Source organism: Xenorhabdus thuongxuanensis, assembly GCF_001908095.1.
GTDB lineage: Bacteria > Pseudomonadota > Gammaproteobacteria > Enterobacterales > Enterobacteriaceae > Xenorhabdus > Xenorhabdus thuongxuanensis.
In genome coordinates, this window is the sequence record NZ_MKGR01000022.1 from 58,600 (window position 1) to 71,063 (window position 12,464).

A 12,464-nucleotide genomic window follows, 5' to 3' on the forward strand; every position below is an offset into this window, starting at 1 on the left:
ATACTAGATATAGCTAAAAAAGATGCCGAGGAATAAAACTAAACCAACGTAGTTATTGTTCATAAATGCCTGAAAACAGGCAGATCTTTCCCTATTTGTGATCAATTTCTGCTGATAAACGAATAATACTGCTGCCAGTAATACTGTCCAATAATATATTCCCCCCAGATTCACCATCGCGCCAACTAAGACCAGAATGCCCAGCATGATGAATTGCAGAATGCCAATTATCAGTTTATCAAAGCGTCCAAAAAGCACCGCGGTCGATTTCACTCCGATTTTCAGGTCATCATCACGATCAACCATTGCATACTGCGTATCATAAATTACAGACCAAATAATATTGGCAAAAAATAATAGCCAGCATTCTAATGGTAAGGATTCACTTACTGAGGCAAACGCCATAGGAATTGACCAACCGTAAGCAGCACCTAATACAACTTGTGGTAAGTGACTGATGCGCTTGACAAAAGGGTAAACCCATGCCAGTGCCAGACCAACAAACGACAATGCAATTGTCATTTTATTCAGTGTCAGAACCAACGCAAAAGAAATGAGTATCAGTGTGGCAAACAAGATTTTGCTTTCTTTTTCGGTGATATCACCACTGGGAAGAGGACGAGATTTTGTCCGTTCTACATACCCATCAAATTTTCTGTCTGCGAAATCATTAATGCAACATCCCGCCGCACGCATGAAAAATACACCGAAAGTAAACACTAACCCTATGTGCAAATCTGGCATACCTTTTGCGGCGATCCACAATGCCCAATATGTTGGCCATAATAGTAATAATGTGCCAATGGGTTTATCGATACGCATTAAACGGCAATAAGCACGCCATTTATTCCGCGTCATACTGACCTTCAATCTATTTCTCCCCTTTAGTTCTGTTGATCTTAATTCTATTTATATACAGGTGAATTCGGTAAAAAAACCTCTGTGAGTAGTAATGGCTTGCCCGACAGCTTCAATAAAGAACGACGTGCCCAACGCCCCCCCTGTCGGCCTATTTGAATATAATCTCGCGTTAAATTATTACCACTAAAAAGATAACGTCCAAGTGGAACAGTTCCTACATCAACCAATTTTTTATCTGGGCCAGTGAGTGTTTCCTCAGGAATAACTGTGCGTCCCAAAAGCCACGGGATGTTATCCCCATACAAGACAATTTCACGTAACCAATATTTTTCATTTACAGGTAAGTGCTCACTTTCATCATTTAACTCTTTCAGAGCGATAAAGTCTTCCCTTAAGGGAGCAACCGATACATGCTGACAATGTTGTTCAAAGCGACGTGTCATTGAGCCTACTTCCATCAGCCAATCTAAAACAGATCCAGGCAGAAGGTCAGTCTCATTTGATGATAACCAGTGGATGGGGGTTAGATTTAATATTGTGTCATCTGCCATTATTATTTTCCCATTGCGGGGAATATCAATTTCCCCGACAGCACAACGAATGGGGAGTGAGGATATCATGTTGCAGACCAATAAAATTAAAAGTTGATAACAAATTATGTAAATCACAAAAAAACTCACCTTAATAACAATAGTTATTAAGGTGAGAAAAGATTAAATAATATGGAGGTTCAGATTAACGCCACTCTTTGAATTGGTTAATCAAGCCATTTGTAGAGCTGTCATGGCTAGTTACAGCTTCTGCACCTTGCAGTTCAGGCAGAATACGGTTCGCCAATTGTTTGCCCAATTCTACGCCCCATTGATCAAATGAGAAGATATTCAAAATAGCGCCTTGAACAAAGATTTTATGTTCATACATAGCAATCAATGCTCCCAAACTGAATGGAGTAATTTCACGTAATAAAATAGAGTTGGTCGGGCGATTACCTTCAAACACTTTGAATGGCACAACATTCGCCACGTCTTCAGCATTTTTTCCTGCTTGCACAAATTCAGCTTCCACCTGAGCCTGTGTTTTACCAAATGCCAATGCTTCCGTTTGTGCAAAGAAGTTGGAGAGCAGTTTGCTATGGTGATCACTAACTGGGTTATGGCTCATTGCTGGTGCAATAAAATCACACGGGATCAATTTAGTTCCCTGATGGATAAGCTGGTAGAACGCATGTTGACCATTGGTGCCAGGTTCACCCCAGATAATCGGCCCTGTCTGGTAATTTACCGGATTGCCATCACGATCGACGTACTTACCATTTGATTCCATGTTGCCTTGTTGGAAGTAGGCAGCAAAACGGTGCAGGTATTGATCATAGGGCAGAATCGCTTCAGTTTCCGCACCAAAGAAATTGTTGTACCAAATGCCGATCAGTGCCAACAAAACAGGAATGTTCTGTTCGAAGGCGGTTTGCTCAAAGTGTTTATCCATTGCATGAGCGCCACTTAGCAACTGTGCGAAATTTTCATAACCAATAGAAAGCGCAATAGATAAGCCAATTGCAGACCAAAGCGAATAACGTCCCCCTACCCAATCCCAAAACTCAAACATGTTTTGGGGATCAATACCGAATTTTTTCACTTCATGTTCATTGGTAGATAATGCCGCAAAATGTTTCGCGATATGCGCTTCATCAATAGCTCTTTGCAGGAACCAATGACGGGCAGAATGCGCATTGGTCATCGTTTCTTGCGTAGTAAACGTCTTAGAAGCAACCAAGAACAAGGTAGTTTCTGGATCTAAGTGCTTTAGCGTTTCAGCAATGTGGGTTCCATCAACATTGGAAACAAAATGCATATTCAGGTGATTCTTATACGCTTTCAGTACCTCAGTCACCATATAAGGGCCAAGATCAGAGCCACCAATGCCAATATTGACGACATCTGTAATGGCTTTGCCTGTATAGCCTTTCCACTCACCACCGATGATGCGTTCACTGAATGATTTCATTTTCGCCAACACCGCATTGACTTGCGGCATCACATCTTCCCCATCCACCATAATCGGGGTATTACTACGGTTACGTAGGGCAATATGCAGCACCGCACGATCTTCAGTACGATTAATTTTCTCACCAGAGAACATACTGCGAATTGCACTGGCTAAATCAGTTTCTTGCGCCAATGTTTGTAATTTCTCTAGTGTTTCCGCGGTAATGCGGTTTTTGGAGTAATCCACCAGAATCTGCTGATCAAATGTCGCAGAAAATGCTGTAAACCGTTCTTTATCCTGTTCGAACAGATCCCGCAAATGCGCATTTTTCATTTGTTCAAAATGCTGCTGCAATGCTTTCCAGGCTTCTGTCTGGCTAGGGTTGATGTTTTTCATGAATAATGCTCTCTATCAACTGTCAATAAATAATAGGAATTCACAGATTGTAACGGTTTAATGCTGTGATTTATCTCCCTTTCCTTGTAATTACTGATATTGGTCAAAATAGCCCATAATTTCCAGCCCTAATTGTTGAGATAGGCAAAAACGATAATTTCATTTCCATCATGAAAATTATTTATGTTTCATCGTCAAACATTGACTCCGTGCACCTAACCCGATATTTCTAAAAGCCTATTCTCTGAACTATTCTCCGAACAAAAGGTTATCATCCATGTGTGCTGTTTCATCTCCTAACTCGCAGTATGTGGTAGCAAAATTTGGTGGTACTAGTGTGGCAGATTTTGATGCCATGAATAATTGCGCCGACATTATTTTGGCGGACACAAATGTCCGTGTGGTTGTTCTGTCAGCTTCTGCTGGCGTAACTAATTTGCTGGTTGCATTGGCGACTGGCTGCGATAGCGATAAACGGGAGAGCTATCTGAAACAGATCCGTGACATTCAATACACCATTATTGACCGATTGAGTGAAACGGATGTGATCCGTGAGGAAATTGATCGTTTACTGGAAAATATTGAGATGCTGTCAGAAGCAGCATCGCTCGCTACTTCAGAAGCATTGATAGATGAATTAGTTAGCCACGGTGAAGTCATGTCCACCTTATTGTTTGTAGAGTTGCTACGTCAACGCAATACGGATGCCGAATGGTTTGATATCCGTCGGATCATGCGAACCAATGATAACTTTGGGCAGGCAGAGCCGGATATACTCCAGCTCCATACTTTGGCAATGGAACACCTTCATCCTCGCCTGAAAGATACAATCGTCATCACTCAGGGGTTTATTGGCAGAGAAGAAAAAGGTCGTACAACCACGCTGGGGCGAGGTGGCAGTGATTATACCGCAGCCTTACTGGGTGAAGCGCTGGGTTTACAGCGTGTTGATATCTGGACAGATGTTCCAGGCATTTACACTACTGATCCCCGTATTGTTCCTACAGCTAAACGCATCAACAAAATTGCTTTTGATGAAGCAGCAGAAATGGCAACTTTTGGAGCCAAAATCCTCCATCCTGCCACATTACTACCGGCAGTTCGCTGTGGCATTCCGGTATTTGTCGGCTCCAGCAAAGAACCACAGGCAGGCGGTACAGTAGTCTGTGATAAGACAGGAAATCCCCCACTGTTTCGTGCATTGGCCTTGCGCCGCAAACAAACTTTACTAACATTACATAGTCTGAAAATGCTACATGCCAGGGGATTTCTGGCAGAAGTTTTTACCCTACTGTCACGCCACAATATTTCGGTGGATTTAATTACCACATCAGAAGTAAGTATCGCCCTAACGCTGGATACCAAAGGTTCCACCAGCACTAATGGCAACCTGCTGACCAATGCGCTACTAACTGAACTTTCTAAATTGTGCCGTGTGGAAGTCGAAGAAGATATGGCTTTGGTGGCGATTATCGGTAATGAACTTTCGCGGGCAAAAGGATTGGGAAAAGGGATTTTTGGCGTGTTGGAACCATTTAATATTCGGATGATTAGCTGTGGTGCAAGCAGCCATAATGTTTGTCTGCTCGTTCCTGGTAACGATGCGGAACAGGTCATTCAGACATTGCATCAGAGTTTGTTCGAAGAATAACAAAATAAAGTCAAACATAGTGCCAGAAAACCCGCATAAAAAGCGGGTTTTCTTGATCTTGCAAAGAGAATAGTTAAGTAAACTACAACACATCGGATGTGTTTTCCCCCTCTTTATCATCCATAATAAGAAAACGAAAATAAATTCCATTTTATGTCCATCGCAGCTATCGTTGCTGCAAGCAGACGATTATTCAGAGGGAATCTTATGAGCACAGCCGTTGTTAGCAAACGCACAAAAAAAACTAAGATGATGACAAACAGTGCCGCTGCAAGCGGTCAGGTTCAATCGTTAAGCCGAGGGCTAACACTTTTGGAATATATTTCCGATTCACCTATTGGTGTTACCCTGACTGATCTGGCGATACAAGCCGGTCTGCCCAATTCCACTACCCACCGTCTTTTGACCACCTTGCAGCAACATGGTTTTGTTCGCCAAATAGGTGATTTAGGGTTATGGGTGATCGCTTCCCATGCTTTTGTCGTTGGCAGTAGTTTCTTACAGAGCCGTAATCTGATGGTGCTGGTTCACCCGATATTGCGTCAGTTAATGGAAGATTCCGGTGAAACCGTCAACCTTGCCATCCTTAATATTGATGAATATGAAGCCGTAATTGTCGATCAAGTGCAGTGTAATGCGCTGATGAGAATGTCCGCTCCCATTGGTGGCAATCTACCTATGCACGCTTCCGGCGCTGGAAAAGCCCTATTATCTACTCTATCTGAGCAAAAACGCCTCCAATTGCTGCATAAAAAAGGGATGCACGCTTATACCCAACATACCTATACCACCGCCGCAGCATTAACAGAAAATCTCGAACAGATCCGTAAGCAAGGTTTTTCATTTGATGATGAAGAACATGCGTTAGGATTACGCTGTATTGCTGCCTGTATCTATGATGAGCATCATGAAGCCTTTGCCGCTATTTCCATCTCCGGCCCAGTATCACGTATCTCTAATGATCGAGTAACCGAACTTGGTGCTCTTGTTATGCGGGCAGCAAAAGCAATTAGCCGAGAATACGGTGGGATTAAGTAATTTTTGCTAATATATTGGCTAAAAAGCTGATTTGTTTTGTTCCCGCTGGGCCTATGACCAGTGGGCTGCAAAATAAAGAAAAAGCAAGCTAAATCGTGACCGTGTTGTCGTTGCCCGTTATCAAGATCCACAAGCTAATGGAATGCCGGAATTGCACAATGTCTATTAAAATAAATTCAATCTCCATCAATGCTTATATTTCTTATGTGGTTCATTTCAGCACGCTGGCCGAATCGTTGTCTACGACGATAAGCAAAAACATCCTCTATATGTCCGTTCTTAATACGCTCTTGCAATGCTCGCCAATAATCAGCTTTAAATAGATCACTGTGACTTTCTTCAAAATAATACTGGATACATTTGTCAGTACATAAAAAATGTCGAAATTCTTCGGGAAAAACATCGTTAACAGCAACACTGTACCAAGGTTCACTAGCCAACTCATCTTCTGGATAACGTGGCGGAGGAATATCCCGAAAGTTCACTTCGGTCATGTAACAAATTTCATCATAATCGTAGAAAATCACTCTTCCGTGGCGTGTCACACCAAAGTTTTTAAACAACATATCACCAGGAAAAATATTTGCAGCAGCCAATTGTTTAATGGCATTTCCGTATTCCTCAATCACATCCTTCAATTGTGCCTCATTGATCTGTTCCATATAAATATTTAATGGCATCATTTTACGCTCCATATAAAGATGCTTTATTAAGATTTTATCTCCCAAATCTTCTAACTTTTCTGGTATCTCTTTTTGCAATTCTTCCATTAACTCAGGGCTAATATGGCGTTTATCAATCACAAAGTTTTCGAATTCCTGAGTATCTGCCATTCTTCCAACACGATCATGCTCTTTTACCAGACGGTAGCACTCCTGAACACGCTCTTGAGAAACCTCTTTCTGTGGCGCAAATTTGTCTTTAATCACTTTAAATACACGATCAAATGAAGGGAAAGTGAAAACCAGCATTACCATGCCCTTCACACCGGGCGCAATCGTAAACTGTTCCTGAGTGGAATTAATAAATGTCAGATATTCACGATAATATTCTGTTTTACCGTGCTTTTGACAGCCTATCGCCATGTATAGCTCCGCCGTGGATTTCGTCGGAAGAATTTCACGCAACCACTCAACTAAAGCTGCGGGTAAAGGTGCGTAAACCATAAAATAGGAGCGGGCAAAACCAAAAACAATACTGGCATCATCGTAGCTGGTCAGACAGGTATCGACAAAAATTCCTCCCGATTCATTGTGATGAATCGGCAACAAAAAGGGATAAACCATCGTCCCCATCCTGATTTTTCCTACCAACCAGGCTGCCTTATTACGATAAAACAGTTCATTAGCAATTTGGAATGTAGAATATAATAAATCGCATTGAGGAAATGTATTCTGTAAATATTGCGTTATATAACCAATATCCCGGTCCAAATTTTCCCATTTAAGACGCAGTGGCAAATCATTTAAAATGGTTCGCAACATGGATGCGAGATTCCCATTAGGAAAAAAATCCCGTGATAATGGGCGAGAAATATGGCGAAAACGAGAAAAGGGTTGAGAAGAAAAGATATAGAGATTTTCTGGTTTCAAATTACGATGTTTGAAAAAACGACAATAAACTGAATTAAAAAAACTTTCTGCAATTTCAAAACGCGGATAGTCAGGCAATAAGCAAGTATAAACCGCTTTAACTTCGGCAATATAATCTTCATCATATTGTAATGGAGTATGAATGCGCTTCAATTGCTCCACCACCAATCCAACATGATGATCATACAAGTTAATCCTCTTTTTCATGGCCTGTTGAACAGCCTGCCAGTCAGCCTGTTCAAAACGTTGTTGTGCCCCAGAAGTGACTTCCAGAAACCGACCATATTGCGCATCAAATCCCTGCAAAATGGTTTGTGCAATTAAATGTGCGAGATCTATTTCCATATTTAGCCACCTTTAACTGACACGTAAAGGGGTATTCCTTTTGGAATTCCCCCAATCGTTTATTATATCCATCAATATAATGAAGTTAGAATTGCTGTTCTTCTGTCGATCCGGCTAATGCAGTAATAGAAGAACTCTCTCCCTGAATAATAGTGGCCACTTTATCAAAATATCCCGTTCCCACTTCCTGCTGATGTGAGGAGAATGTATAACCACGCTCAAGAGCAGCAAATTCTTGTTCCTGAACTTTTTCGACATAATGTTTCATTCCTTCACCACGTGCATAATCGTAGGCCAAATCAAACATGTTGAACCACATGCTATGTATACCCGCAAGTGTAATGAACTGGAATTTATATCCCATAGCAGATAACTGATCTTGGAAACTGGCAATCGTTTTATCATCCAGATTCTTTTTCCAGTTGAAAGAAGGTGAACAGTTATAGGCCAACAACTTGCCAGGATATTTAGCATGGATGGCTTCAGCAAAACAACGAGCCGCTTCAATATCCGGTGTAGAGGTTTCGCACCAGACAACATCAGCGTAAGGAGCATAAGCCAATCCACGGCTAATAGCTTGTTCAATGCCAGCACGTGTACAATAGAAACCTTCACAGGTTCGCTTGCCAGTAATGAAGGCTTTGTCATAAGGATCACAATCTGAAGTCAGTAAATCTGCTGCATCTGCATCGGTACGCGCAATTAACAAGGTTGGTACACCGGATACATCAGCCGCCAACCGTGCAGCTATCAGCTTCTGAATAGCCTCTTGCGTCGGAACCAAGACTTTGCCACCCATGTGTCCACATTTTTTCACCGCTGCCAGTTGATCTTCAAAATGCACTGCGGCAGCACCAGCCTCGATCATTGCTTTCATCAATTCAAATGCGTTAAGTACCCCTCCAAACCCTGCTTCAGCATCTGCGACAATCGGCAAGAAATAGTCAATATATTCTTGACTATCTGGCTCAATACCATTTGACCATTGGATCTGATCTGCACGACGGAAGCTATTATTGATACGCTTGATTACATTAGGAACAGAATCAACGGGATACAATGATTGATCAGGATACATACTGGCTGCGGTATTTGCATCTGCCGCCACTTGCCAGCCGGAAAGATAAACCGCTTCAATACCTGCTTTAGCTTGCTGAAGTGCCTGGCCGCCAGTTAGCGCCCCAAGCGCGTTCACATAGCCTTTTTTCGAGTTGCCATTCAGCAAGTTCCATAACTTTTTCGCCCCCATTTGCGCTAAAGTATGTTCAGGATTAATCGAACCACGCAATTTAACGACATCTTCAGCACCATACGGACGAGTAATACCTTTCCAACGCGGTTGTTGCCACTCTTGTTCTAGTTGAGCGATTTGTTGTTTCCGGGACATAGTCATGATGTTCTACTTCCTATTCTTAATTAATCGGATATTTTTGCCATTATTGTCTTTAAGCTAGTCTAATAACTGATAACCAGGTAATGTTAGGAAATCAATTAAGTTGCCCTGAGTGGTAATTCTTTCCATCAAATCAGAAGCTTCCATAAATCGGCCTTGATTAAAGCGCTGCTCCCCAACTTCCTGTCTAATAACAGCTAATTCTTCTTTCAACATTTCTCTGAACAGTTCTTTTGTCACTTGTTTACCATTAGAGAATGATTTTTCATGGCGAATCCATTGCCAAATAGAAGTTCGGGAAATCTCTGCCGTAGCAGCATCTTCCATCAAACCGTAAATCGGCACACATCCATTCCCCGAAATCCAAGCCTCTATGTACTGAACTGCAACACGAATATTTGCGCGCATTCCCTCTTCTGTTCTTTCTCCCACACAAGGCGCAAGCAATTGTTCAGCCGTAGTCGCATCATCTTCTTCGCGCAAAACTGTTAATTGGTTTTGACGCTCTCCCAGTTTTGCGTCAAAGATTTCCATGACAATATCCGCAAGCCCTGGATGCGCAACCCATGTACCATCATGGCCATTATTGGCTTCCAGCGCTTTATCTGCTCTGACTTTGTCCAAAACTTGCTGATTTTGCACAGGATCTTTACTCGGAATAAATGCCGACATTCCTCCCATTGCAAATGCGCCACGTTTATGACAGGTTTTAATCAGCAAGCGAGAGTAGGCACTCAAGAAAGGCTGTGTCATCGTAACGGATTGACGATCCGGCAAAACGCGGTCAGCATGATTTTTCAGTGTCTTGATATAACTGAAAATATAATCCCAGCGTCCACAATTCAGGCCAACGATGTGATGACGTAATTGATACAGAATTTCATCCATCTGGAATACGGCGGGTAAGGTTTCAATCAAAACCGTTGCCTTAATTGTACCTGTTGGCAAATTGAAACGTGATTCGGCAAAACTGAAAACATCACTCCACCATTGTGCTTCATGGTAGCTTTGTATTTTGGGTAGATAAAAATAAGGACCACTGCCTTTTTGCAGTAATTTCTTATGATTCAAGTAGAAATAGAGAGCAAAATCAAACAGTCCGCCAGAAATCGGTTCGTTCTTGTAGAGGATATGTTTTTCTGACAAGTGCAACCCTCTAACCCGGGCAATCAATACTGCGGGGTCTGCTTTCAACTCATAACGCTTACCCTGCTCATTGGTATATGAGATCGTCCCATTGACGGCATCCCGTAAGTTAATTTGTCCATTGATAACCTTATCCCATTCAGGCGCTAATGAATCCTCAAAATCTGCCATAAATACTTTTACATTTGCATTTAAGGCATTGATGACCATCTTACGTTCTACAGGTCCCGTTATTTCAACCCGACGATCTTTGAGATCATCCGGTATTCCCTGAATTTTCCAATCTCCATTTCTAATGGAAGCTGTTTCCGAAATAAAATCAGGTAATGAACCGTTATCTATTTTTTCCTGCCAATGTATACGTTCATCCAATAATTTTGTACGTCTGTCAGAAAATTCGATAATTAAATCCTCTAAAAAGCGAATAGATTCAGGTGATAACACCTGTTTCTCTGCCTCTCCAAAAGGTTTAATAAAGGTTAATTTTGTTGCTAATGCCTGCTGCATAATCTCCCCACTTCTTCACTTTTAAACACTCATCTACTTAAGATTAATCAATTAAAAAAATAAATCAAAAACAGTTTCCATTATTTTTAATAATTAAAATTAATATAAATAAATCAATAATTTAATGAATATTAAAGATGAAATAATCAGGGAAGTAGATTCCAAAAAATTGAACTCAGTAATGTTAAGTTTTTGTTATACATGAAAAATAACGGATGACTATTGAACGAAAACAATAGAAAGAAAATTAAAAAAATGAGAAGTGGATCGCTTCATCAATTTCTCATTTTTATCTAAAACTTAAATTGGATTTAATCTAAGGTGGGGTTCATAAACGCAAGATCATATGGCGTAATCTGGTAAACATAATAATTCAGCCAATTTGAAAATAGTAGATGACCATGACTACGCCAAGACGCAACAGGTTTATTTGCAGGATCGTTATTTGGAAAATAATTAACAGGCAATTCTGGTTCCAGATCAGCAGCACGATCACGCCAGTATTCCGCGGCTAATGTACCTGCATCATACTCAGGATGTCCTGTCACAAATACTAGCCTTTTATCTTTGCTGGCAAATAAATAGGCCCCAGCTTCTTTTGAACTAGCTAAAATACCTAAATCCGTATGTTCACGAATTAGAGATTCAGGAAAATCAGCAAAACGTGAGTGAGGGGCAAAAAATGTCTCGTCAAATCCACGGGTTAATAATGCTAAAGGATCTAAAGTTGAATGGAGATAAACACCAGATAGTTTAGTTTTCCGTGTATATTTAGGAAGGTGATAAAGCACTTTTAACGCAGCTTGAACCGCCCAACAGACAAAAAGTGTCGATGTAACATGTTCTTTTGCCCAGTTCACTACTTTTTCAACTTCACTCCAATAAAATACATCTTCAAATTCAACGAGCCCTAAAGGGGCGCCTGTGACAAGCAATCCATCGAAATTTTGATCTTTTATTGAATCAAAATCACAATAAAAGGTATCTAAATGTTCAGCAGGTGTATTTTTACATTGGCGGCTATCAATACGTAGCAATTGAATATCGATTTGAAGTGGTGTGTTAGATAATAACCGAATAAACTGGTTTTCTGTTTCTATCTTCTTTGGCATTAGGTTAAGTAGCAATACCTTCAATGGACGAATATCCTGAATACTGGCCCGTGTAGACGTCATGACAAAAATGTTTTCATTGCGAAGAGTATTCACCGCAGGTAATTCATCTGGTACACGAATTGGCATTGCTTGAAACCTCGACTATTATAATTTATAAATTTAGACTTCTAGATAGCCAAATCTAACCCAAACGGAAGGTAAATGTCGAGTTATTGTACTCAAATTGAAATTATTTCATTTTATTATATAGAAAATGATAATCAGAATAAGGAAGAAAAAATTAAGGTGATATCGTCAAACGCAAAAAAGCCATCCGTAAAGGATGGCTTCTCTGGCTGATTGAATGTCTGGCAGTTCCCTACTCTCACATGGGGAGACCCCACACTACCATCGGCGCTACGGCGTTTCACTGCTGAGTTCGGCATGGGGTCAGG

The 12,464-nt window shown here is 41.0% G+C and carries 9 protein-coding genes and 1 rRNA gene; 2 read left to right on the forward strand and 8 right to left on the reverse strand.

The window, feature by feature from the left end; translation table 11 throughout:
* Positions 1-3: 3 nt before the first annotated feature.
* From ubiA to pgi, 3 genes are all read right to left on the reverse strand, one after another.
* Positions 4-858, reverse strand: a complete 855-nt coding sequence (gene ubiA / locus Xentx_RS13845; protein WP_074020815.1) for a 4-hydroxybenzoate octaprenyltransferase — start codon at positions 856-858, stop codon at positions 4-6.
* Between the two features lie 47 nt (positions 859-905).
* On the reverse strand, positions 906-1,418 hold the full coding sequence (gene ubiC / locus Xentx_RS13850) for a chorismate lyase (protein WP_208607587.1): 513 nt from the start codon (positions 1,416-1,418) through the stop codon (positions 906-908).
* Between the two features lie 178 nt (positions 1,419-1,596).
* Complete coding sequence (gene pgi, locus Xentx_RS13855; protein WP_074020817.1) at positions 1,597-3,243, reverse strand: glucose-6-phosphate isomerase; 1,647 nt, start codon at positions 3,241-3,243, stop codon at positions 1,597-1,599.
* A 277-nt stretch (positions 3,244-3,520) separates the two neighbouring features.
* Between pgi and lysC the strand changes: the two genes are divergently transcribed.
* On the forward strand, positions 3,521-4,894 hold the full coding sequence (lysC, locus tag Xentx_RS13860; RefSeq protein WP_074020818.1) for a lysine-sensitive aspartokinase 3: 1,374 nt from the start codon (positions 3,521-3,523) through the stop codon (positions 4,892-4,894).
* 207 nt (positions 4,895-5,101) lie between these two features.
* Complete coding sequence (gene iclR / locus Xentx_RS13865) at positions 5,102-5,932, forward strand: glyoxylate bypass operon transcriptional repressor IclR (RefSeq protein WP_074020819.1); 831 nt, start codon at positions 5,102-5,104, stop codon at positions 5,930-5,932.
* Between the two features lie 176 nt (positions 5,933-6,108).
* Here the strand turns inward: iclR and aceK are convergent, their stop codons facing one another.
* The 5 genes from aceK to rrf all read right to left on the reverse strand — a co-directional run.
* Positions 6,109-7,869 (reverse strand): bifunctional isocitrate dehydrogenase kinase/phosphatase, encoded by a 1,761-nt coding sequence (gene aceK / locus Xentx_RS13870; protein WP_074020820.1) that lies wholly within the window; start codon positions 7,867-7,869, stop codon positions 6,109-6,111.
* A gap of 85 nt (positions 7,870-7,954) precedes the next feature.
* A complete protein-coding gene (aceA, locus tag Xentx_RS13875; protein WP_074020821.1) occupies positions 7,955-9,262 on the reverse strand; it encodes an isocitrate lyase in 1,308 nt (435 codons plus the stop codon).
* Positions 9,263-9,319: 57 nt separating this feature from the next.
* Positions 9,320-10,915, reverse strand: a complete 1,596-nt coding sequence (aceB, locus tag Xentx_RS13880; RefSeq protein ID WP_208607586.1) for a malate synthase A — start codon at positions 10,913-10,915, stop codon at positions 9,320-9,322.
* A gap of 311 nt (positions 10,916-11,226) precedes the next feature.
* Positions 11,227-12,156 (reverse strand): homoserine O-acetyltransferase MetA, encoded by a 930-nt coding sequence (gene metA, locus Xentx_RS13885; protein WP_074020823.1) that lies wholly within the window; start codon positions 12,154-12,156, stop codon positions 11,227-11,229.
* 219 nt (positions 12,157-12,375) lie between these two features.
* A 5S ribosomal RNA gene (gene rrf / locus Xentx_RS13890) occupies positions 12,376-12,464 on the reverse strand; the annotation flags it as partial.

Bases quoted from the DNA above. Each gene is read 5' to 3' on its own strand.
- ubiA (WP_074020815.1), bottom strand. From the start codon at position 858: ATGACGCGGAATAAATGGCGTGCTTATTGCCGTTTAATGCGTATCGAT.
- pgi (WP_074020817.1), bottom strand. From the start codon at position 3,243: ATGAAAAACATCAACCCTAGCCAGACAGAAGCCTGGAAAGCATTGCAG.
- lysC (WP_074020818.1), top strand. From the start codon at position 3,521: ATGTGTGCTGTTTCATCTCCTAACTCGCAGTATGTGGTAGCAAAATTT.
- iclR (WP_074020819.1), top strand. From the start codon at position 5,102: ATGAGCACAGCCGTTGTTAGCAAACGCACAAAAAAAACTAAGATGATG.
- aceK (WP_074020820.1), bottom strand. From the start codon at position 7,869: ATGGAAATAGATCTCGCACATTTAATTGCACAAACCATTTTGCAGGGA.
- aceA (WP_074020821.1), bottom strand. From the start codon at position 9,262: ATGACTATGTCCCGGAAACAACAAATCGCTCAACTAGAACAAGAGTGG.
- aceB (WP_208607586.1), bottom strand. From the start codon at position 10,915: ATGCAGCAGGCATTAGCAACAAAATTAACCTTTATTAAACCTTTTGGA.
- metA (WP_074020823.1), bottom strand. From the start codon at position 12,156: ATGCCAATTCGTGTACCAGATGAATTACCTGCGGTGAATACTCTTCGC.